We start from the raw sequence: 21,928 nt of genomic DNA on the forward strand, positions 1-21,928 counted from the left end.
CCCTACCACACGATGGGCAAGTACAAGTGGCAAGAATTGGGTTTAAAATATCCATTAGAAGGAATTGAACCACCGACTGAAAATCGTGTTAAAAATGCAAAAGAACTATTGCATACAGATGAATATATGAAGTACTTAACGCGCTAAAAATTAACAGGAAAGATGCATTTATGATTGAATCTTTCCTGTTTTTTGCTATCATAAAGAAGAATGTAAAACCTATGATTACTAAAGGAGTGTCCCACATGTCAAAAATTTTAGTTTTTGGTCATCAAAACCCAGATACTGATGCAATTGGCGCAGCAATTGCATTTGCCCACTTGCAAAATACATTGCGTGATGAAGAAGTTGAGGCAGTTGCGTTAGGTACACCAAGTGAAGAAACTCAGTACGCTTTGGATCACTTTGGTCTAACTGCACCTCGCGTAATTTCAAATGTAAAAGATGATACAGAAAACGTTATGTTAGTTGACCACAATGAATTTCAACAAAGTGCTGCTGATATTGCAGAGGCAAATATCTTAGCGGTTGTTGACCACCATCGGATTGCAAACTTTGAAACTGCTAATCCATTGTACTACCGTGCTGAACCAGTGGGTTGTACGAGTACAATTGTTTTGAAATTGTATAAAGAAGCACAAGTAGAAATTCCAAAAGCTGTTGCAGGTATGATGCTTTCTGCAATTATCTCAGATACGTTGTTATTCAAATCACCAACTTGCACGCCTGAAGATGTTGCTGCAGCAAAAGAACTTGCAGCTATTTGTGAAACAGACTATGAGGCATATGGCTTAGAGATGCTAAAAGCTGGGACAAACTTAAGCGATAAATCAGCTAGCGTTTTATTAGACCTTGATGCTAAAAGTTTCCCAATGGGCGATAAAAACATCCGAATTGGTCAAGTTAATACCGTTGATTTAAAGGAAGTTTTTGATCGTCAAAAAGAATTAGAAGCCGCAATGGAAGTTGAAAATGAAAAAAATGGTTATGATCTATTTGTCTTAATTGTTACCAATATTTTAGATAGTGATTCTGAGTTACTTGTTATTGGTGAACCTAAGGATAAAGTAGAGGCAGCTTTTAATACAAAATTAGAAAATAATCGTGCGCTACTAAAAGGTGTGGTTTCACGTAAAAAACAAGTTGTACCACAACTAACAGAGGCATTTGCCTAAAAATAGGAACTATTAGAATGATATCCGAGCAAAAGCGGTCGCATCACTTTTTTATGGTAGTGATTGGTGCTTGTTCGGGTATTTTTCTTTAACGATATTTTTAAAGATTGGAATTATGTGAATATGAAATTTTATTATGGCGGTAATCACAAAGAAGCATATCAAAATCTGGCTCACAAGCCCACCTTTCAACAGCTTTGTCACTATCTCTTTCAACATGAAGCTGCTATTTTGCGTGATTTAAAAAAAGAGATTACCAATCATGATCTTGAAAAAACGATTGATACAGCAATAAAATTGCAATTAATAGTACGAAAAGATAGGCGCTATCGACTGCTTTTTCCTGTTGTTACACCAGCATTAGTTGCTAATATTCAGGAGGAAAAAACATTTCAGTTAGCTTTACAAACGTTAAAAAAAGAAAGTGATCAGAACGTATTGACGGCGTTAAATTATTTTAACAATCTTTTAGAACAAGATTATTTTTATGGGGTTACTGACGCGATTTCATTTGCAACTGCTACAAAACTAGAAAATGAGAAATTGCACTTAATAAGTTGTCAGTTAAAAGATCAGACGACTACATTGCCTGGCTATTTTAATGCTTTAAAGAAAAGTGAGTTGACAGCAGAAAACTCTTTATATGCCTTGTTAGGTGATGTGGAGATAAATTATGCTCTTGATCAATTTTCTTATATTATTCAAAGGACTTATCAAAAGAAGAAAGTGCGTCCGTCTATTTTTAGGCAAGCACTAGTGATGACCGATATTTTAGCGATTGATGACAGTGACAATTTACAGCTGGCAGTACCAATTTTTGATCATTATGGTGAACAGGTAATTTCTTTAGCCGATGATGTTTTTAAATGGCAGTTATTATTTACGCGGTTTTTGGATTTTAAAGAAATGGATTTTTTACAATTTATTATTCTTAAAGGATAATGATGAAAATAAGATGAGAAAACAAATTTATTTTATTTGTAACAAAAAATACTTATTTGTTTTTTTAAAGCTAATTAAATCGCAATAGACGCGAAGATAATCCTAAAATGTTACGTTAATATTTTATATTATTGATTTTTTTACACCTAACAGAATTACCCGATTAATTTAAATATCTTTAAATTAAAAAATAATAATAATATATGTTGAATTTCTAATAATAAGATGATATTATTATTATAGAATGAATCAGGGGGGCTTCTGGATGGAGAAGATCAAAAAAGAGTATGTAAAAAGTAAACCGGTAGTAAGTGGTTCGATGATTCAATTTATTTCGATGGCAGAAGTAGAGGCTGCACGAGCTGAATTGAAAGCTAATCAAATTGATGAAAATCATTTTTCTGACGGTGAAATCATTTTAGCGATTCAGCAAAAACAAGAGCTTGGCGCACAGACAATTGTTCCGATCGTGGTTGATTGGTTGGTGGAAAATAACTTTATCGTAACTGGGGCACAGGCGGTTAAATATTTATTAGATAATGCGAAGTATGACAACCAACCGTGCTTATACAAAGTTGTAGGAGAATTAGATTTTGATGCCAATGGAAAGTTCTATCTAATCGTGGCAACAAGTCCAAAACGTAAAGTTGAATCTTTATATAAAGTTTATACAAATGGTGTCATAAAAGAGTTATGGGTAGAAAAATAGAGTTATTAGGAAGTGAGCAATCGCTTCTTTTTTTTGTAATTTTTTATTCTTTTTCAGCTTAGTATTAGAATTCTACCTGATATTTTTTGTGAGCTATCAAAACTAGGGCTATAGTAAATTTTTAACGAGTGTTTTTCTGTTGGTTTATACAGCGGCACTACACAAATAAAAGATGACGGAATCTAGAATTCCGTCATCTTTTATTTGTTATGCGTGTATTTTTATTGGTGCGCTCATAAAGAAAATACTAAAAAAAGTAATGTTAATTGTTGCGGCAATAAGGCTTCCTAAATTAGGTAACGAAAAATCAGCAAGTAAAACACTGTAAAGAACACTGACCAAATAAATTAGAATATCAATGGCCATTAAGACGGCAAAGCTAAAAGGGTACTTCCGGTTTAAAAAGGCAATTAAAAAGAAGAATAGTGCCATTAAAGTCGTTAGTATTTGAATGCCAGTTGCTAAAAGATAGAAAAACGAATGAATATTCCCAGTAGGAAGAAACGTACGTAGAAATAAAATTGAAAAAGCAATAAAATAAAAAATTGTGGCTTCTTTAAATTCAGTCTTTTCTGTTTTCCTACAGTAGTAATAAAGCAGTCCACTAAAGATAACTGTAAATAAAATAAGGAGGTGATTAAAGAAGCTCCCTAGGTTACTACTTTCGCCCAATGCATTTAACGATAATTTAATCGCAAGGGTATCAACTACGTAATCGATACAAAATGTTGACACAAAAAGAATCGTAGCGATAAACCCACAAACTACCGTAAGATATTTTAATAATTTTAAATTTGACATATACTCTCTCCAAATAGTTCTTCTGTTCAATAATAACAAAATAATAAGTAAATGTCGAATGTTTCTCATAAAAAGAAAGTTTCATTAATTTAATATGAAAAAAACACCGCTAATTTGCTAAGCAAAGGACTAGCAAATTAGCGGTGTTTTCTTATTGCCGTAGTTGTCTTTTACGAACTTTTTTGGTCCAAAAACCACCAGAAATGTATTTTGGCTCATAGGAGATAATAAAAGCACGCTCTTCCACACTTTTGATTAATTGATAAAGTTGGCGCTCATTTTTTCGTGGTGATAAAATCTCAAGCACAACACGTTCACCTTCCAAACCTTGTGCATTACTTTGCGTAACGCCATAGCCATTGTCGCGTAAAACTTTAGGTAAATGATTTTCTTCACTGGTGTTTGAAGGCAGGATAGCTGTAACCATAATATAGCCTAAAGCCAGTTTATCTTCTATTTTAATCCCAACACTAATCCCAACAGCATAACCGAGTGCGTATACGAATAAGTTGATAGGATCATCTAGACGATCTAAAACCATTGAAAGTCCTAAAATATAAATCGTAATTTCAACCATACTCACAAGTGGTGCAATGACACGATAACCCTTCATTGTTAACATAAAGCGGAGCGTATTCAGGGTGATATAGGCAAAATTAATAGCAAAGATCATAAATAATAATTTGAAATCCAATTAAAAACCCCCTTATTGCTCCAAAATACACTACAAATTCAGAAATTACAATTGAAAGACTAATCAAAATAGAATATTATTGCAAAAATATTAAGAATAGATTACAATTGTTATATAGAACGGTTGTTATGGAATGTGGGAGGTGAGGAAATGACGCGACGTCTTTTATTAGCAAGTCATGGTTTGATGATATTTTTTGGTCTTTATTATTCAATTTATTTACTTTTGATTAATCCCGAAACGCTTTTTACAGTGGAAGATGCTTTACGCTACCATCCTGCTTTTGATCATCTGTTAGTGGTCTTTTTCAAATTCATCTTGATTTCTGTTAGTAGTTTTTTTGCATTTGTGGCGTTGCGGTTCTTTTTACCGTTTTGTCATTCATACTCATTTATACAAGGAATCATCTTATTGTCACTGGCTTTAATTATCCCATACTTGCCGCTTACCATTCGCATGTTTTTAGCTATGATGGGTTTATTTCAATGTGGGATAGTTAGCTATCATAAACTTGCGATGTTGTAAACGATTTTTTTATAATTGGTAAATCTCTAAATAATAAATTATTTTTAAGCACTTGATTTTTTTTAAAATCAAGTGCTTTTTTGTTTGCTAAAAATCACAACATTTTTAAACAATAATGCTCATTGTTGTCTCATATAAAGTTCCGTCATCTTTTAGAATGTTCGGATTTAGTTATATAATTTTTATTTTTTATTGTGCAAAAATATTTTTAAAGCAAATATCACTTATACATCACCATTGTTATCGCATTCATCAATAATGGTGTAAACGCTTTATATTTTGAGCGGTTTAACTGTTACTAAATAGAATGAATTTCTTTTATAGAAACCGAGTTATTTTTTTACACAAAATACTTTTCAAAGATTAGAAGTGTGTTATTATTATATTAGAAAAAGTTAGCAGTTTAACTGAGTTTATTTCTAACTTTTGATTGGAATTTAATTGTCTGATGGGGAAGATTCATTATAGAAAGGAAACTGGTATGGTTGAAAAAAAGCAAGAAGTTGAAGTGCTAGCAGCAGAAGAACGGTTTTTAACAGGGGAAAATTTTTATAGCCAGCATTTTTTGGGTGCACATAAATTAACTGATGACAGTTTTGTTTTCCGAGTTTGGGCTCCTAATGCGCAACAAGTTTGGTTGGTGGGAGATTTTAATGAATGGGATGATTCACTACCTTTACTAAAGCGAGAATCAGGAATTTGGGAAGTTATAACAGATAAACCTCACGAGGGAGATCTTTATAAGTTTAAGGTGCGCCAAGCAAACGGACGCGAGATTTTTAAAATTGATCCTTTTGCCATTCGTTTTGAAGAACGTCCCGGAAGTGCAGCGGTTTTACATACTTTACAGGAGAAAAAATGGAAAGATGGGTTATGGCAAGGGCGCAAAAAGCGGACGAATCATTTTAAGCGGCCTCTTAACATTTATGAAGTGCATGCAAGTTCTTGGAAGCATCATGAAGACAATACACCTTATACCTTTTCTGACTTAACAAAAGAACTTGTTCCGTATGTTAAGGAAATGGGCTATACCCATATTGAGTTTATGCCATTAATGGAGCATCCCTTAGGAAAATCTTGGGGTTATCAATTAGTTGGGTATTTTGCTCTAAGTTCTTATTATGGTACACCAGAAGAATTTCAAGATTTTGTTGAAGCTTGTCATAAAGAAAATATTGGCGTTTTAGTCGATTGGGTTCCGGGGCATTTTTGTATCAATGAAGATACCTTACCCTACTATGACGGCACGCCAACTTTTGAGTATGAAGATAGAAATCGGGCTCGAAATGTTCGTTGGGGTTCAATTAACTTTGATTTAGGTAAACCACAAGTTCAAAGCTTTTTAATCTCCAGTGCACTTTTTTGGTTGGAATTTTACCATCTTGATGGTATTCGTGTGGATGCTGTGTCTAACATGATTTACCGCGATTATGATGAAGGTCCGTGGTCGCCAAATCACGAAGGAGGCAATCGTAATTTTGAAGGTTATTACTTCTTGCAAAAATTAAATGCTGTGGTGAAGTTAGCACATCCTGAAGCCTTAATGATTGCTGAAGAAAGTTCTTCTGATACGAAAATTACCGGTATGATTGAAAGCGGTGCGCTTGGCTTTGATTATAAATGGAATATGGGTTGGATGAATGACGTCTTGCGTTTTTACGAAATGGATCCAATTTATCGTGGGCATAATTTTAATCTTTTGACATTTTCTTTCATGTATATGATGAGTGAAAACTATATTTTACCTTTGTCTCATGACGAAGTGGTTCATGGTAAAAAAAGCCTGATGCATAAGATGTGGGGAGATCGGTACAAACAATTTTCACAACTACGTAATCTATATACTTATATGATTGCGCACCCGGGTAAGAAGCTGCTCTTTATGGGAAGCGAATGGGGACAATTTTTAGAGTGGAAATATGACCATGGTTTGGAATGGGTTGATTTAAATGACGAGATGAATTCTAAGATGCAACATTTCACTAAGACGTTAAATGAACTTTATCGAACAGAAAAAGCGCTTTGGGAACTAGAAGGCAGCTATGACACGATTGAAATTATTGATGCCGATAATGATGCCGATACCGTATTAAGTTTCATTCGGCGGGGGAAAACCAAAAAAGATTTTGTCATTGTCGTTTTAAATTTAACGCCTGTCGAGCGAAAAAACTTTGCCGTGGGTGTGCCATATAAAGGAACTTACCAAGAAATTTTGAATACGGAAATGAAAGAATTTGGCGGAACGTGGGTTAAACCTAATGCTATAAAAGAGGCAATTACTGTTCCGTTTAAAGATTATGATTATCAAATTCAGACTATTGTGCCAGCACTTGGGGCATTATTGATTAAACCATCTGAAATTAATACACGGGTGAAATCAAGTAGTAAGCGTAAAATGTAAAAGCTGAAAAATAAAAGGGGGGAATGGTGAAATTTCACCGCAAAAATGAAAACAGAAATGTTAGCAATGATTTTAGCCGGCGGTCAAGGAACGCGGCTAGGAAAATTAACCAAAAATATTGCCAAACCAGCAGTCCCGTTTGGCGGACGTTATCGAATTATTGACTTTACTTTAAGCAATTGTGCCAACTCAGGAATTCGCAATGTTGGTGTGGTTACACAATATCAACCATTAGCATTAAACAATCATATTGGTAATGGTGCTAGTTGGGGATTAGACGGCATCAATTCAGGGGTAACGATTTTACAACCATTCTCAAGTTCTGAAGGAAGTAAGTGGTTTGAAGGTACGGCCCATGCAATTTATCAAAATATCGCCTATATTGATCAAATGGATCCACAATATGTTTTAGTTTTGTCTGGCGACCACATTTATAAAATGGATTACGAAGACATGTTAGAAACCCATAAAGCCAATAATGCTTCATTATCTGTCGCTGTTATTGAAGTTCCAATTAAAGAAGCTTCACGTTTTGGGATTATGAATACAGATGAAAGTGATCGCATTATTGAATTTGAAGAAAAACCAGAGGAACCCAAAAACAACTTAGCATCGATGGGGATTTATATTTTTAACTGGGGACGCTTACGGAATGTCTTAATGAACAGCTACTCAAAAGATGGTCAAATGATCGACTTTGGGAAACACGTTATTCCAAACTATCTTGAATCAGGTGAAAATGTATTTGCTTACCGTTTTTCTGGCTATTGGAAAGACGTAGGCACAATTGATTCACTTTGGGAAGCCAATATGGAATTCATCGAGCCGGATATGGAATTAGAAATTCGAGACAAATCATGGCGCGTATTTTCAAAAAATACGATTTCCCCTCCGCACTTTTTAACCGAAACAGCTGCAGTGAAAAATTCATTAATTGTGGATGGCTGTTATGTTTCAGGTGAAATTAATCATTCCATTTTATCAGACGACGTACAAGTGAAAGAAGGAACCGTTATTACTGATAGCGTGGTAATGCCTGGGGCAACGATTGGAAAAAATGTTAAAATTCATCGGGCGATTATCGGGGAAAATGCGATTGTCGGGGACGATGCGGTTATTGATGGCAGCGAGGAAATTGCTGTTGTCGGCTATTCTGAAGTGATTGGAGTGACTCTTGATGAGAACTAATAAAATGTGTGCGATTTTGGGTAATTTACATCGTTATAATGAGTTATTACCATTAACCGAAAACCGTCCGCTAGCAACATTACCCTTTGATTGTAAGTATCGTTTAATCGATTTTAATTTATCCAGTATTGTAAATGCCAACATTAATACGGTGTTTATGGTCTTTAATGAAGGGGAAACACAGTCGGTTTTTGACCACATCGGCGGTGGCAAAGAGTGGAACTTAGACAGCGTTCGCAATCGTTTCTTTATTCATGTCTACCAAGATTTCTTAAAACAAAAAGCAGAAAATAAACATTATTACGATACCGTAATTGATTACTTACGCAAATCAAAGTCAGAATATACGGTCTTTATGGGCAGCAAAATGCTTTGCAACATTGATTTACGTGCTGTTTTAAAAATTCATCAAATGCAAGAAAACGATATGACAGTTGTCTATAAACGGATGCCAAAATCACAAGTTTATCCAACCGATATTGTTTTAGACGTTGAAGAACACGGCAAAATTATTGGTGCAACACAAGCAAAAGATGCGCAATTGACAGACTTGGTGAATTTATCAGCCGATATTTATATCGTTCAAACTAACCGCCTAATCGAGGCCTTATCTCAAGGTCAAAATGAGGGAGTATCTGTTAACTTAGAAAGCTTCTTACGTTCTAATATTACCAACGTGAAAAGCTCTGCTTATGAATATACTGGTTATCTAAACAATATTTTTGATATTAATTCTTACTATCAGGCGAATATGGATATGTTGGAACCACAAAAATTTAGTTCACTGTTATATTCAAGTAAGAAAATTTATACTAAATTAAAAAATGAAGTGCCGACATATTATGCACCGACTTCACAAGTAGAGAATTCACAATTTGCAACAGGTTCAATTATTGAAGGAACCGTGAAGAATTCGTTAGTTTCTCGTCACACACTAATTAGTGAAGACGCGACAGTAGAAGATTCTATCATTATGGCAAATAATAAAATTGGTACTGGGGCGCTAGTAAAATATGCGATTTTAGATAAAGAAGTTCAAGTGGCCCCTGGCGTTAAAATCATGGGGACAAAAGAAGAGCCGTTAGTAATCAAAAAACAAAGTCATGTGATTTCAGATATTTACGGAGGCGAATAAAATGAAGGTATTATTTGCTGCCGCTGAATGTGCCCCTTTTTTTAAAACAGGCGGACTTGGGGATGTTGCAGGTGCCCTGCCAAAGGAATTAGTAAAAAAAGGAATTGATTGTCGTGTCGTATTGCCTTATTTTGCTAAAAAAATTCCGGAAAAATATGCTGATCAGTGTGAAGATTTATTTTCTTTTTATGTAAATGTTGGTTGGCGCAGGCAGTATTGCGGGGTAAAACAGTTAGTTTTAAATGATGTTACCTATTATTTTTTAGACAATTTATATTACTTTGGTAATCGGGATGGTTTATACGGTTATTATGATGATGGCGAACGGTTTGCCTTTTTCCAATTGGCATTAATTGAAATGTTGGAACGAATTGGTTTTCTTCCAGATGTTTTACATGTTAATGACTACCATACTGCCATGGTTCCTTTCTTATTAAAAGAGAAGTATCGTTGGATTAATGCGTATAACAGCATCAAAACGGTTTTAACCATCCACAATATTGAATTTCAAGGACAATACGACGGCAGTGTTTTACCTGATTTATTTGGTGTGGGATTGGAGCGTTATGAAGATGGAACTGTGCGCATGAATGATTGCTTGAATTTTATGAAAGCAGGAATTTTATACGCCGATCGCGTCAATACGGTGAGTCCTTCTTATGCTGAGGAAATACAAACACCACAATTTGGTTCTGGCCTGGATGTTATTTTGCGAATGGAAGCTGGCAAGTTAAGCGGTATTTTAAATGGGATTGATTACGATTTAAACGATCCCAAAACAGATCCTGCTTTACCTTTTCATTATGACAACACAGACTTGACGGGAAAAGCGCAAAATAAAGCTGCGTTGCAAGAAAAAATGGGACTACCTCAAAGAGCCGATGTGCCGCTTTTAGCAGTTGTCAGCCGTCTAACTTACCAAAAAGGCTTTAACCTTTTATTAGATGAACTACACAATATTTTACAAAATGATGTCCAATTAGTCCTACTTGGAACAGGAGATAAGGATTTTGAAAATGGCTTCCGCTATTTTGCAGCGACTTATCCAGAAAAATGTTCCGTTAGCATCTCTTTTGATGTGAACTTAGCTCAAATGATGTATGCAGCTGCAGATGTCTTTTTAATGCCTTCTGCATTTGAGCCATGTGGCTTATCACAAATGATTTCGATGCGTTATGGAACGTTGCCGATTGTTCATGAAATCGGGGGCCTAAAAGATACGGTTACACCTTTTAATATCGTGAGCGGCGTCGGAACTGGTTTTGGTTTTGCTGAATTTAGTTCCTATCAGCTTTTAAAAGCAATTGAAAGAGCGCTGATTTTGTACACTGATGATTTTGCAACTTGGCAAAGCTTAATCAAACAAGCAATGGTCAAAGATTTTAGTTGGAAAACTTCTTCAAAAGAATATGTTGCGTTATATGAAACGCTAATTTAGCAAGTAGGCAGAGGAAACCGAGAAACAGCTGACTGTTTTTCGGTTTCTTACCTGTCGAATTAAAAAGGAAATTACTAAAAAATATTTAGCTGAAGAAGGAATCTTCTTCAACTTTTTAATATCCGGGAGGAAAAGAGATGAAAATTACCAAGAAGGTTTTTAAAGAGGAAATGATCCAGCGGCTCAAAGAAAAATATGCGATGGATATCAGTGATGCAACACCGCAAGAACTTTTTCACGTTTTGGGAAGCGTGGTAAAAACGTATTATGCTGATGATTGGGTACAAACGTGGAAAGATTATTTAACTGAGGAAACAAAGCAAGTTTATTACTTTTCCATTGAATTTTTACCCGGGAAAATGCTCAAAAGTAATTTATTAAATTTAGGAATTTTAGACACCGTTCGGTATGGTTTAACCGAATTAGGTTTTTCATTGGATTCGATTGTGGAACAAGAAAAAGACATGGCTTTGGGAAATGGGGGCTTAGGGCGCTTAGCTTCTTGTTTTATGGACTCGATTGCTTCTTGTGGCTTACCAGGAAACGGCAATGGTATTCGCTATGATTATGGCTTGTTCAAACAGCGTTTTGTTGATGGGTATCAAGTCGAATTACCAGACGAATGGTTAAATAATGGGAATGTTTGGGAAGTGCGCAAAGAAAGTAAGGCTGTCGATGTGCGCTTTGGTGGAAATGTTTACATGATGCCACTAGCCGATGGTCGCTTAAAACCAGTCTATGAAAATAGTCGTCTCATTAAAGCTGTTCCTTATGATACAGCAATGGTAGGGTATCAAAATGATGTGGTAAATACCTTAAGACTATGGTCTGTCGAAATTCCAGCTTCTGAAGAAAGTAAGTATCGCAGTTTAGAAGACCGCCGCGAATTAGAAGATTTAACCGCAGTTTTGTATCCTGACGATTCCAATGAAAGAGGTCGTAGAATCAGACTTTTACAAGAGTATTTCTTTGTTTCGGCAGGTGTTCAAAGTATCGTTCGCTACTTTAAAAAACTAAATAAACCGCTAACTGCCATGAGCCAATCTATTGCCATTCACATTAACGATACCCATCCGGCTCTATGTATACCAGAAATGATGCGAATTTTGCTGGATGAATGTGATTTATCTTGGGAGCAAGCCTGGGAAGTGACTGTTAAAGTAATGAGTTACACCAATCATACGATTATGGCAGAGGCACTGGAAAAATGGCCGATTGAGTTAATGCAGGAAATGCTGCCACGGATGTATCAAATCATTGCTGAAATTGACCGTCGTTTTGTTACGCAATATCGCAAATATTATGAAACAAATTTAATCGAGCGTACTCGGATTATCCAAAATGGCCAAGTTCACATGGCGAATTTAGCAATTATTGGTAGCCATAGTACCAACGGTGTTGCTAAATTGCATACCGACTTATTGAAAAATGTCGTGTTACATGATTTTTACGTGATTTTCCCAGGGCGCTTCAATAATAAAACCAATGGTATTGCCCAAAGACGTTGGCTGCAACTTTCTAACGAACCTTTGGCAAAGATTTTAGACGAAACAATTAAAACTTCGTGGCGTAAAAAACCAAATGACTTGCATTTACTACAAAATTTCGTTGAAGATGATGACGTTTTGACAGCCTTAGCAAAAGCAAAACGGGAAAATAAAGTTGCTTTAGCCAAATACATTAAAGAGACAACTGCTATTACCGTTTCTCCTGATGCGATTTTCGATGTCCAAATAAAACGACTGCATGCATATAAACGACAGCTGCTAAATCTTTTACACATTTTGAAATTATACTTTGATCTAAAGAAACAGCCCGATTTACCGATAGAACCGCGGGTATTTATTTTCGGGGCTAAGGCGGCGCCAAGTTACACATATGCTAAAGCCATCATTAAAGCAATCAATGAAACTGCGCAATTAATTAATAATGACCCAGACATTAAAGATCGACTGAAAATTGTCTTTTTAGAAAATTATAATGTGACATTAGCAGAACGGATTATTCCAGCTGCTGATGTAAGTGAGCAAATTTCACTGGCCTCAAAAGAAGCCTCTGGTACTAGCAATATGAAATTAATGTTAAATGGTGCAGTTACCTTGGCAACTTTAGACGGTGCTAATATCGAAATTCGCGATGCCGTAGGAACAGACAATATTGTTATTTTTGGCTTAACTGAAGAAGAAGTTTATGCCTATTATCATGCACAAAACTACAATGCGATGGGAATTTATGAGGATTCACCGACTATTCAAAAGGTTTTGAATGCCTTTATCGATGGCACGATTCCTAATATCCATTCTGAAGGGCAAGAAATTTTTGATTCGTTAATCAAATACAATGATGAATTCTTTGTACTAAGAGATTTTGATTCTTATTGTCGCGCACAAAAACAAATTGAAGAACTTTATCAAGATAAAAGACATTGGCAACAAATTAGTCTAATTAACATCGCCAATGCCGGTCAGTTTTCGGCCGATCATACGGTAGAACGTTATGCAGAAGATATTTGGCAAATTGAACCAGTTTTTGCCCATAAAGAAGTAATGAGGTAATCCCATGACCAAAGTGTATTTTAATTCATGGTTAGAAGAGTATAAAAAGCCCTTTGGCGCGATTTTGGTTAATGAGTTTATATCCTTTAAGTTTAAAGCAGATGATCCTAACGTCACAGGGGTAACGTTAGTAATAGCCCATGATGGCGGTCAAAGCCATACGATTAAGATGGAAAGTTATGGCACGCTAATTTATCATTTTGATTACTTTTTCAACGAGGGCAAAGGTGTTTATTTTTATTATTTTGAATTACATTATTTAGACGCCAACCACGCAGAATATACCCGATATTATGGTGCAGTAGCAGGAGGCGGCCCAGGAAAGCTGGTCGATCACTTAGAGGAGATAAATGCCTATCAAGTGACCTGTTTTGAAAAAAAAGAAACAGCTCCTAATTGGTATCGTAAAGGCGTTTTTTATCAAATTTTTCCCGACCGTTTTTATAATGGTAATCCCAAGGAGTTAGTAAATAATCCTAAGGCCAATACATTTATTTATGGTAGTAAAGAAGATACTCCGATGTATATTAAAGATGAAAACGGCGATATTGCCCGCTGGGATTTTTTTGGAGGCAACTTTAAAGGAATTAAAGCTAAAATTCCCTACTTAAAAGAATTGGGAATTACAGGGATTTATTTGAATCCGATTTTTGAAGCCAGAAGTAATCATCGTTATGATACGAGTAACTATCTGAATATCGACCCCATTTTAGGAACAGAAGAAGACTTTGCTGATCTTTTGGATGCGTTGCATCAAAATGATATTCATGTCATTTTAGATGGTGTATTTAGCCACGTAGGGCGTAACAGTCTTTACTTTAATTACGACGGCGCTTACGGTATTGATAAAGGAGCATATCGTAATATTCATAGCCAGTATTATCCTTGGTTTACCTTTAACCGCTATCCAGATGAATATAATTCTTGGTGGGGAGTAAAAGATTTACCAGAAATTAATAAAGAGAACAAAGAATTCCAAGATTTTATTTTTGGTTCTGCTGGTGTTTTACAAAAGTGGAATAAATTTGGTATTGACGGCTGGCGCTTAGATGTGGCGGATGAATTGCCAGACGAGTTTATTGCCGGTATTCGAAGCAATTTGGACCAATTTGCGGACAAAGTTTTGTTAGGTGAAGTCTGGGAAGACGCCTCTAATAAAATTTCTTATGGCAAAAGACGCCAATATATTTTAGGAAACCATCTCCAAGGGGTTATGAACTATCCTCTAAGAGAGCAAGCACTAGCTTTTCTCACGGCAGATTGTCGTCCAGAAACTATTGCCAGCCATTTTACAACCTTACAAGAAAATTATCCTCGGGACATTTCTTACAATAGTTTCAATAATATTGGGACCCACGATACGGAGCGAATTTTAACGCAATTAAATGGCGATAAACGAAAACTGTCACTGGCTTTTGCTCTGTTGCATCTTTTTCCGGGTGTCCCTTGTGTCTATTACGGTGATGAAGCTGGTTTAACTGGGGGCAAAGATCCAGATAACCGCAAGTTTTTCCCTTGGGATAATATTGAGGAAGACTGTTATGAAGCTTGTCGTAAATGGATTTCTTTACGGGCAGAAAATCCGGTTATTTACGAGGGAGATTTTCTGCTGTTGTACACAGAACGGATTTTAGGAGTACTGCGTTATGATGCAGAAGACTTTGTTTTGGTCTTTTTTAATCCGACAAACGGGCTTCAAGTTTTGAATGTAGCAGAAATTCAAACATTGCGTCCCTTACCGATTACTAAAGAACGCTTGCAGGCGATTATTGGGCGTAACAATACGATTCAAGAGGCCGGAACGCTAACTTTTAGTGGTAAGTTGTTTGAATAATTTATCTTTTTGATTAATAAAAATATTCCTGAACAAAATAAAACTGCAAGTAAGCTCCTACAGGCAAACTGCGCTTGTGGCAAATTTTGTTCAGGTTTTTTTGTATATTTTTTTAAAACAATTGTTATTCGTGGCGAATTTCGCTAGATTTTGGTACTTTATGGTATGATGAAACAAAGTAGATAAAGGATGAATTAAAATGGGAAAATATACAGATATTAACCGTAAACATTACCGTTTTCCAGCCTATGATGATAATGAAAACGTAAAAATTCAAAAAGAAAAGCGGAATCTCTTTGCTAAAGATCGCAGCTGGCTTTTAACTGATGAGCCAGAAGACAAGGGAACCGCCTTTTATACACCACCTAAAAAAAGTGTTTTAAAAAACACACAGATGCAAGAAGAACGGGCCTTGCGCCGTTCCCGTAAAGCGACTGCTGCAAAACAAGGACATACCTTGGCGCAGCAAGAAGAGCTAAAAAAACATCGGGAAAATTTACCAGACTATAGCAAGAAAATTAAACCTGAAACAGATTTAGCCGGTCGAACTTCTCTTTTTGGGAAAGATTATAAGCGCTCCACCTATAAAGTGAAGAACAAACCGCAAATAACACCTGAAGAAAGTACAATGAAGCGTTATTCTTCAGGGCGTTCTTATTTTGTCCCCAAATATATTCCAGCTTCTTTAATTCCTGATGAGAAAAAAGCAGCTGTGGAGGAAACAGAATTAATCGACTCGTTACACAAAAACAAAGAACAGTATTTGCTGTTTGATCATGAACCGGCTGCTTTTCAAGAAAAAAAAGGTGATGATCCTACTGTTGAAAAATTTCATCATGAAAAAAATTCCGAAAAAGAGGATACAACTGCTAAAGCAGCAGTAAATAAGGAAAAAAAGGGGAAAGTTTTAGAGCGCGATTTAAAAGGCTTAATTGAAGATGGGCAATCAGAAAGTCGCCGCAGACCCAGCTATTTTGAAGAGTAAGAGGTTTTGATTAAATGGAAGCATATGATTTACAACTAGAAAAATTGAAAAATGGTGAAATTGAAAAAATTGAAGTGACACAGGAAAATTTTTTCCTTTTTCGCAATGCTTGGGCTAGTCGTGAAGATAAAAAATACTTTGTCGGTGAAGCGCATCATAATGGCGATATTACGTATCATTATGACCCGACTGTTTTGTAGAAATGGGCTAGTGCAAAAGGCTCAGATATCTGCTGCGCTAAAAAACAGTTAGGTATTTAGGTCAGTTGTGTTGCAGCAAGTACGGTCTCTTTTGTAATAAATTGGCTAATTAAAGAAATTTTTATATGTTTTTGATTATTTGCTTTATTTTAAGGCGAAGTATTTAGAAAATGCTATTTATAAAAAGGACTGTCCAAAGTTTTGTTTTGGTCTTATTTAGCAACTGCAAATAAGTGATTCCATTTCATTTTTTAGCGCGATAAAAAGATAAAAGGATACAAATCTTAGAAAAATAAGATTTGTATCCTTTTTAAACCTACTGGAGTGATGCAGAAGACGGGAGTCGAACCCGCACGAGCTTTACGCCCACAAGACCCTCAATCTTGCTTGTCTGCCAATTCCAACACTTCTGCGAAAACAACAACTTATGATACCTTAGAAAAAAATCCTTTGTCAAGATTAAGATTAAAAAGGAAGGTTAATATGAAAAAATCTGACGGTACGTTTCTTTTGCCTGCAGTTTTGTTGGGGCTTTTAGTTGGCTTAATTTTAGATAAGCTTTTATTGGGAATTTTTCTGGGCATTGTGGCAAGTATCGCTATTGACATTGGGATTAATTCTTGGTGGAAAAAAAATTAAAACTTTTGCGAAAAATCACAGGAAAGATTGCTTTTTAAAGGATAAAAAAGTAAAGTAATTAAAAGAATTCAATTAAAAAGGGGCGATGATGATGAAACACTTTGAGAAATCAAATAAATTAGAAGGTGTCAGCTATGACGTGCGCGGTCCGGTGTTGGAAGAGGCCGATCGCATGCAAGAAGAAGGCGTTAGTATTTTAAAACTAAATACTGGTAATCCTGCACCTTTTGGCTTTGAAGCCCCGGATGAAATTGTTCGTGATTTGATTATGAATGTCCGTTCATCAGAAGGCTATTCTGATTCTAAGGGAATTTTTTCGGCACGAAAGGCAATTGAACAATATTGCCAATTAAAGGGATTTCCTAATGTTACGATAAATGATATTTATACTGGCAACGGTGTTAGCGAATTAATTACAATGTGCATGCAAGGCTTGTGTAATGACGGTGATGAAATATTGGTACCCTCCCCGGATTATCCACTGTGGACAGCCTCTGTTTCTCTTGCTGGTGGTAAACCCGTTCATTATATTTGTGATGAAGAAAGTGAATGGTATCCTGATCTTTCGGATATGCGTGCGAAGATTAACAGTAAAACCAAAGCAATTGTAGTCATTAATCCCAATAACCCTACAGGTGCTCTATATCCAAAAGAGATATTAGAAGGTATCGTGGAATTAGCGCGGGAATTTGATTTGATTATTTTTTCAGATGAAATTTACGATCGTTTAGTTATGGATGGTCTAACCCATATCCCAATTGCAACTTTGGCCCCAGATCGGTTTGTCGTTACTTTAAATGGTCTGTCAAAATCACATCGTGTTGCGGGTTTTCGCGTGGGGTGGATGGTCTTAAGTGGGGATAAAAAAGGTGTGAAAGATTATATTGAAGGGCTAAACATGTTGTCTTCCATGCGCTTGTGTTCTAATGTATTATCCCAACAAATCATTCAAACTGCTCTTGGGGGGTATCAAAGTAGTGATGAATTATTATTGCCGGGTGGTCGAATTTATGAGCAGCGGGAATATATTTACAATGCTTTAAATGATATTCCCGGACTTTCAGCAGTAAAACCAAAAGCTGCCTTTTATATTTTTCCTAAAATTGATATTAAACGGTTCAATATCAAAAATGACGAACAATTTGTTCTGGACTTTTTACATGAACACAAAATTTTATTGGTGCATGGTGGCGGCTTTAACTGGCAAGAGCCCGACCATTTTCGGATTGTCTATTTACCAAAAATGGACGACCTGAAATTTACAGCCGAAAAATTACGAGAGTTTTTAGCAACCTATCAACAAAAATAAAATAAAAAAGAGAATGATAAAATTGTGCCGTTGAAAAGTTTAACTTTTTAACGGGGAACACAATTGTTCATTCTCTTTTTTTACATATATGTAAAAACAAGTATGTGGTTATGTAAATGTATTTTTATTCGGTTTGTTAAAGAAGCTCGCAGACTTTTTTACTGATGATAATCCTTTTTGCGTACTTGGTTTCTAATTCTTCGTTTGGATCGGTGACATTGATTAAAAATGAATTTTGATATTCTTTTTCAATCCAGCCATAAAATTTTTCGTCTTGCCAGATAAAGCTAACATTTGATGGTTGTTTCATTCTAAAATCCTCCTTATTTTTTCAATTGTTGCGAAAAAGTTGCTCGTTTTCGGTAGCGCCTTTGCGGGTATTATGTGATAAAATATACAAAAAGGGTAATGCTAATTCGCATAATTGGAGGCAGTTAGAATAATGACAGCAGAAAATGTTTCGTTTGGCCACGTTTTAAAACAAATTCGTAAAGATCGTAAATTAACGCAAAAAATGTTGTCGCAAAATATTTGTTCGCAAAGTGTCTTAAGTCGGATTGAAAATGATGAAGAATTACCAAATGTCTTGGTGATGCAAAATTTGTGCGAACGCTTAGGCGTAACAATCGATCAAGTTATGACGCTCCACTTTGAGGAGATTAGAAAAGTAAATTTACTCTTAGATCAAATGGCTTATCACTTTTTTCATAAAGAGTATATAAAGCTTGCTGCCTTATTAAACCAACCAGCTATTTTAGACCAGTTGTATTTAGACACAGATTTACAGCTCTATTACTATTATCTAGGTAGTTGTGAATACTTTTTGGGTAAAGATTTGGAGTTGGCTTTACAACATTTAAAACACGGTCTTTCTTATACATTTCAAGCAGATAAACATTTTATTGCTTCAAATGAAATTCAATTAATTTCTTGTATCGGTCGCGTGCAAGTGGATTTAGGCCAAAAAAAAGAAGGCGAGTTCAACTTAGCCTATAGTATGGAACTCTTTTATACATTGCCAAATGAACGTATCGACTGTCGGCTTGCAAAAGTTTTCTATAATTACGGTCTGTTTTTATATCGAGAAAAGCGTTATGACGAAGCGATGGACGTTGTCAAACGAGGAACGGAAATGGTGCGCAAACAAAAAAGTTATTATTATTTGGAAGAACTTTTCCGCCTTGAGGGCTTGATTTATGAAGCGCAGGGCAAAAATGAGCAATGCGAAAAATACTTCAAAATATCTAGCGCTGTCCAACGGATTACAAATCTGTAAAATGGTGTAGACCTTTCTTGACTTCTGGGAAAAGAAGGAGTAATTTTAAGTTAGTAAATCAAAGGAGCGATTTAAATGCGAACATTTATTTATGCTGACAAGTTTTTCTTAAACTCTGATACCAAATCAGCCGGCTATTTAGAAATTATTGACGGAAAATTTGGTAACTACTATGCTGAACTACCTGAAAAAGATGCGAATATTATTGACCATAGTGGCAAATGGATTGCCCCAGGTTTAGTGGATACACATATTCATGGTTACAAAAACCAAGATGTTATGGACAATAATGCTGAAGGTTTGAAAATCATGTCTGAAGGTTTGTTGGAATGTGGCGTAACTTCTTATTTGCCAACAACTTTAACTTCTACAAAAGAGTTATTAAAAGATGTTGCAAAAACAATTGGCGACACATACCAAGATGTAAAAGGTGCTAAAATTCAAGGGATTTATTTTGAAGGACCATTCTTTACAGAAGAACATAAAGGTGCGCAAAATCCATCTTACTTTGGCGACCCAGATATTGATACTTTCCATGAATGGCAAGAAGCTTCGGGCGGCTTGATTAAAAAAATTGCGTTAGCTCCTGAACGTAAAGGCGTTAGCGAATTTGTTAACCAAGTAACTGAAGAAGGTGTTGTTGTTGCATTGGGTCACAGCAATGCAACGCTAGAAGAAGCAACGGAAGCTGTTGAAGCTGGAGCAAGCGTGTTTGTTCACGCTTATAATGGGATGCGTGGTTTGAATCACCGCGAACCCGGTATGGTTGGTGCGCTACTTAGCCTGCAACATGTATTTTCAGAATTAATTTGTGATGGTCACCACGTTCATCCACAAGCGGCTGAAATTTTAATGGAAAAAGCAGGACATGATCATGTAGCATTAATCACGGACTGCATGATGGCTGGCGGTATGCCAGATGGAAATTATATTTTAGGCGAATTTCCTGTAGTCGTAAAAGATGGTACTGCTCGTATGAAAGAAGGCAATTTAGCCGGTAGTATTTTGAAATTAAAAGAAGCAATCAAAAATGTAGTGGATTGGGAAATTGCCACACCAGAAGAAGCGATTATGATGGCAACTTGGGTTCCAGCTGTCAGCTGTAAAATCGATGACAAATGTGGTTTGATTAAAAAAGGGCGGGATGCAGACTTTATCGTCTTGAATCCCGATATGACATTAGCTGCCACTTATTTAGATGGCACAAAACGCTACGAAGCTTAATTTAAATAGATTTTTTTTGACGATAGCCAAAATATTGGTTATCGTCTTTTTTTGTTGCAGGAAATACTTTGCGTTATTTTAAATTTCCGTCAAAGAAAAAATGAAATTCGACAGTTGAATTTTTGTGTAAGAAATATCTTGTGTTAAACTTAAATTAACGAGAATTTTTTTTTGTGAGGGAGCTAATTTTATGAGTTATATCGAAGTATTTAATGAGGTGAAAAAGTATCAAATGGGCAACACTGAAATCATCGCCAATGATAATATTACCTTCAGTGTTGAAAAGGGTGAAGTTGCTGTTATTTTAGGGCCAAGTGGTGCTGGAAAATCGACAGTTCTAAATATATTGGGAGGAATGGATACTTGTGATAGTGGCCAAGTTACAGTGGACGGCGTAGACATTGCCCGTTTTGATGCCAAACAATTAACCGGTTATCGAAGAAATGACGTGGGTTTTGTCTTCCAGTTTTATAATTTAGTTCCTAACTTGACTGCCAAAGAAAACGTAGAATTAGCATCACAAATTGTAACTGATGCTATGGATGCAGAAGAGGTTTTACTTAAAGTTGGTTTAGGCAAACGTATGAATAACTTCCCGGCACAATTGTCCGGAGGGGAGCAACAAAGAGTAACGATTGCTCGCGCTTTGGCAAAAAAACCTAAAATCTTGCTTTGTGACGAACCAACTGGGGCATTGGATTATGAAACAGGGAAACAGATTTTGGAAATTTTAAAAGATACAGCAGCGGAATTTCAAACAACGGTAATTATTATTACCCATAATTCTGCTATTGCACCAATGGCCGATCGGGTGATTAAAATTAACGACGCCAAGGTTAGAAGTATCACGCTAAACGAAAACCCACTTTCTGTTGCAGAGATTGCGTGGTGAGGAATA

20 protein-coding genes, 1 tRNA gene and 1 pseudogene are annotated in these 21,928 nt (G+C 35.9%); 18 read left to right on the forward strand and 4 right to left on the reverse strand.

The genetic code is table 11. From position 1 onward, the window contains the following. The 4 genes and pseudogenes from pflA to K4422_RS08380 all read left to right on the forward strand — a co-directional run. Window positions 1–147: pseudogene (gene pflA, locus K4422_RS08365) on the forward strand (pyruvate formate lyase 1-activating protein); the annotation flags it as partial. A gap of 98 nt (window positions 148–245) precedes the next feature. After that, window positions 246–1,175 (forward strand): manganese-dependent inorganic pyrophosphatase, encoded by a 930-nt coding sequence (locus K4422_RS08370; protein WP_206905892.1) that lies wholly within the window; start codon window positions 246–248, stop codon window positions 1,173–1,175. 123 nt (window positions 1,176–1,298) lie between these two features. Beyond that, window positions 1,299–2,117, forward strand: coding sequence for a DUF1803 domain-containing protein (locus tag K4422_RS08375; protein WP_230710502.1), 819 nt, complete (start codon window positions 1,299–1,301; stop codon window positions 2,115–2,117). A 265-nt stretch (window positions 2,118–2,382) separates the two neighbouring features. After that, window positions 2,383–2,826, forward strand: a complete 444-nt coding sequence (locus K4422_RS08380) for a hypothetical protein (protein WP_206905890.1) — start codon at window positions 2,383–2,385, stop codon at window positions 2,824–2,826. Window positions 2,827–3,033: 207 nt separating this feature from the next. On the opposite strand, the gene K4422_RS08385 is transcribed toward K4422_RS08380, so the two are convergent. Both K4422_RS08385 and K4422_RS08390 read right to left on the reverse strand, forming a co-directional pair. After that, window positions 3,034–3,627 carry a hypothetical protein gene (locus K4422_RS08385; protein ID WP_206905889.1) on the reverse strand — a complete coding sequence of 198 codons (594 nt, stop codon included), beginning with the start codon at window positions 3,625–3,627 and terminating at the stop codon, window positions 3,034–3,036. Window positions 3,628–3,778: 151 nt separating this feature from the next. Beyond that, window positions 3,779–4,321, reverse strand: coding sequence for a DUF2179 domain-containing protein (locus tag K4422_RS08390; protein WP_268991020.1), 543 nt, complete (start codon window positions 4,319–4,321; stop codon window positions 3,779–3,781). Between the two features lie 150 nt (window positions 4,322–4,471). Here K4422_RS08390 and K4422_RS08395 point away from each other — a divergent pair, with 150 nt between their 5' ends. The 9 genes from K4422_RS08395 to K4422_RS08435 all read left to right on the forward strand — a co-directional run bounded on the left by K4422_RS08395 (window position 4,472) and on the right by K4422_RS08435 (window position 16,582). Beyond that, window positions 4,472–4,846: a hypothetical protein gene (locus K4422_RS08395; RefSeq protein ID WP_230710504.1), complete on the forward strand. Its 375-nt coding sequence runs from the start codon at window positions 4,472–4,474 to the stop codon at window positions 4,844–4,846. A gap of 481 nt (window positions 4,847–5,327) precedes the next feature. Next, the gene (gene glgB / locus K4422_RS08400; protein ID WP_230710506.1) at window positions 5,328–7,247 is read left to right on the forward strand and encodes a 1,4-alpha-glucan branching protein GlgB; all 1,920 of its coding nucleotides are present in this window, start codon (window positions 5,328–5,330) and stop codon (window positions 7,245–7,247) included. A 45-nt stretch (window positions 7,248–7,292) separates the two neighbouring features. Then, window positions 7,293–8,435 carry a glucose-1-phosphate adenylyltransferase gene (locus tag K4422_RS08405; protein WP_230710508.1) on the forward strand — a complete coding sequence of 381 codons (1,143 nt, stop codon included), beginning with the start codon at window positions 7,293–7,295 and terminating at the stop codon, window positions 8,433–8,435. Beyond that, window positions 8,425–9,570: a glucose-1-phosphate adenylyltransferase subunit GlgD gene (gene glgD, locus K4422_RS08410; protein WP_230710520.1), complete on the forward strand. Its 1,146-nt coding sequence runs from the start codon at window positions 8,425–8,427 to the stop codon at window positions 9,568–9,570. Before K4422_RS08405 ends, glgD begins: the two co-directional genes overlap by 11 nt. A 1-nt stretch (window position 9,571) precedes the next feature. Further along, entirely contained in the window at window positions 9,572–11,008 is a 1,437-nt protein-coding gene (gene glgA, locus K4422_RS08415; protein ID WP_230710526.1) for a glycogen synthase GlgA, read from the forward strand. A 143-nt stretch (window positions 11,009–11,151) separates the two neighbouring features. Further along, complete coding sequence (locus K4422_RS08420; protein WP_442896732.1) at window positions 11,152–13,563, forward strand: glycogen/starch/alpha-glucan phosphorylase; 2,412 nt, start codon at window positions 11,152–11,154, stop codon at window positions 13,561–13,563. Between the two features lie 4 nt (window positions 13,564–13,567). Then, entirely contained in the window at window positions 13,568–15,397 is a 1,830-nt protein-coding gene (locus K4422_RS08425; RefSeq protein WP_230710531.1) for a glycoside hydrolase family 13 protein, read from the forward strand. A gap of 199 nt (window positions 15,398–15,596) precedes the next feature. Continuing rightward, window positions 15,597–16,382 (forward strand): hypothetical protein, encoded by a 786-nt coding sequence (locus K4422_RS08430; protein WP_230710533.1) that lies wholly within the window; start codon window positions 15,597–15,599, stop codon window positions 16,380–16,382. Window positions 16,383–16,396: 14 nt separating this feature from the next. Then, complete coding sequence (locus K4422_RS08435; protein WP_206903741.1) at window positions 16,397–16,582, forward strand: hypothetical protein; 186 nt, start codon at window positions 16,397–16,399, stop codon at window positions 16,580–16,582. A gap of 328 nt (window positions 16,583–16,910) precedes the next feature. On the opposite strand, the gene K4422_RS08440 is transcribed toward K4422_RS08435, so the two are convergent. Beyond that, a tRNA-Leu gene (locus tag K4422_RS08440) sits at window positions 16,911–16,995 on the reverse strand. 70 nt (window positions 16,996–17,065) lie between these two features. Here K4422_RS08440 and K4422_RS08445 point away from each other — a divergent pair. Together K4422_RS08445 and K4422_RS08450 are read left to right on the forward strand one after the other, a co-directional pair. Continuing rightward, window positions 17,066–17,221 carry a hypothetical protein gene (locus K4422_RS08445; RefSeq protein WP_206903740.1) on the forward strand — a complete coding sequence of 52 codons (156 nt, stop codon included), beginning with the start codon at window positions 17,066–17,068 and terminating at the stop codon, window positions 17,219–17,221. A 91-nt stretch (window positions 17,222–17,312) separates the two neighbouring features. Further along, entirely contained in the window at window positions 17,313–18,530 is a 1,218-nt protein-coding gene (locus tag K4422_RS08450; RefSeq protein WP_230710536.1) for a pyridoxal phosphate-dependent aminotransferase, read from the forward strand. A 136-nt stretch (window positions 18,531–18,666) separates the two neighbouring features. Here K4422_RS08450 and K4422_RS08455 read toward each other — a convergent pair whose 3' ends face one another. Then, window positions 18,667–18,840: a DUF2187 domain-containing protein gene (locus K4422_RS08455; protein WP_206903738.1), complete on the reverse strand. Its 174-nt coding sequence runs from the start codon at window positions 18,838–18,840 to the stop codon at window positions 18,667–18,669. Between the two features lie 132 nt (window positions 18,841–18,972). Between K4422_RS08455 and K4422_RS08460 the strand changes: the two genes are divergently transcribed. The 3 genes from K4422_RS08460 (at window position 18,973) to K4422_RS08470 (ending at window position 21,922) form a co-directional block, all read left to right on the forward strand. Continuing rightward, the gene (locus tag K4422_RS08460) at window positions 18,973–19,806 is read left to right on the forward strand and encodes a helix-turn-helix domain-containing protein (RefSeq protein WP_230710538.1); all 834 of its coding nucleotides are present in this window, start codon (window positions 18,973–18,975) and stop codon (window positions 19,804–19,806) included. 75 nt (window positions 19,807–19,881) lie between these two features. After that, window positions 19,882–21,030, forward strand: a complete 1,149-nt coding sequence (gene nagA, locus K4422_RS08465) for an N-acetylglucosamine-6-phosphate deacetylase (protein ID WP_206903736.1) — start codon at window positions 19,882–19,884, stop codon at window positions 21,028–21,030. Window positions 21,031–21,220: 190 nt separating this feature from the next. Then, window positions 21,221–21,922, forward strand: coding sequence for an ABC transporter ATP-binding protein (locus K4422_RS08470; protein ID WP_206903735.1), 702 nt, complete (start codon window positions 21,221–21,223; stop codon window positions 21,920–21,922). Window positions 21,923–21,928: the final 6 nt, after the last annotated feature.

This window comes from Enterococcus sp. SMC-9, from assembly GCF_021011285.1.
GTDB classification, from domain to species: domain Bacteria; phylum Bacillota; class Bacilli; order Lactobacillales; family Enterococcaceae; genus Enterococcus_C; species Enterococcus_C montenegrensis.

Coding starts and splice junctions, on each gene's coding strand:
- K4422_RS08460 (WP_230710538.1), top strand. CDS start 18,973: ATGACAGCAGAAAATGTTTCGTTTGGCCACGTTTTAAAACAAATTCGT.
- glgD (WP_230710520.1), top strand. CDS start 8,425: ATGAGAACTAATAAAATGTGTGCGATTTTGGGTAATTTACATCGTTAT.
- K4422_RS08455 (WP_206903738.1), bottom strand. CDS start 18,840: ATGAAACAACCATCAAATGTTAGCTTTATCTGGCAAGACGAAAAATTT.
- glgB (WP_230710506.1), top strand. CDS start 5,328: ATGGTTGAAAAAAAGCAAGAAGTTGAAGTGCTAGCAGCAGAAGAACGG.
- K4422_RS08375 (WP_230710502.1), top strand. CDS start 1,299: ATGAAATTTTATTATGGCGGTAATCACAAAGAAGCATATCAAAATCTG.
- K4422_RS08395 (WP_230710504.1), top strand. CDS start 4,472: ATGACGCGACGTCTTTTATTAGCAAGTCATGGTTTGATGATATTTTTT.
- K4422_RS08405 (WP_230710508.1), top strand. CDS start 7,293: ATGAAAACAGAAATGTTAGCAATGATTTTAGCCGGCGGTCAAGGAACG.
- K4422_RS08445 (WP_206903740.1), top strand. CDS start 17,066: ATGAAAAAATCTGACGGTACGTTTCTTTTGCCTGCAGTTTTGTTGGGG.
- K4422_RS08435 (WP_206903741.1), top strand. CDS start 16,397: ATGGAAGCATATGATTTACAACTAGAAAAATTGAAAAATGGTGAAATT.
- K4422_RS08430 (WP_230710533.1), top strand. CDS start 15,597: ATGGGAAAATATACAGATATTAACCGTAAACATTACCGTTTTCCAGCC.
- K4422_RS08385 (WP_206905889.1), bottom strand. CDS start 3,627: ATGTCAAATTTAAAATTATTAAAATATCTTACGGTAGTTTGTGGGTTT.
- K4422_RS08450 (WP_230710536.1), top strand. CDS start 17,313: ATGAAACACTTTGAGAAATCAAATAAATTAGAAGGTGTCAGCTATGAC.
- K4422_RS08380 (WP_206905890.1), top strand. CDS start 2,383: ATGGAGAAGATCAAAAAAGAGTATGTAAAAAGTAAACCGGTAGTAAGT.
- K4422_RS08425 (WP_230710531.1), top strand. CDS start 13,568: ATGACCAAAGTGTATTTTAATTCATGGTTAGAAGAGTATAAAAAGCCC.
- K4422_RS08370 (WP_206905892.1), top strand. CDS start 246: ATGTCAAAAATTTTAGTTTTTGGTCATCAAAACCCAGATACTGATGCA.
- K4422_RS08470 (WP_206903735.1), top strand. CDS start 21,221: ATGAGTTATATCGAAGTATTTAATGAGGTGAAAAAGTATCAAATGGGC.
- nagA (WP_206903736.1), top strand. CDS start 19,882: ATGCGAACATTTATTTATGCTGACAAGTTTTTCTTAAACTCTGATACC.
- glgA (WP_230710526.1), top strand. CDS start 9,572: ATGAAGGTATTATTTGCTGCCGCTGAATGTGCCCCTTTTTTTAAAACA.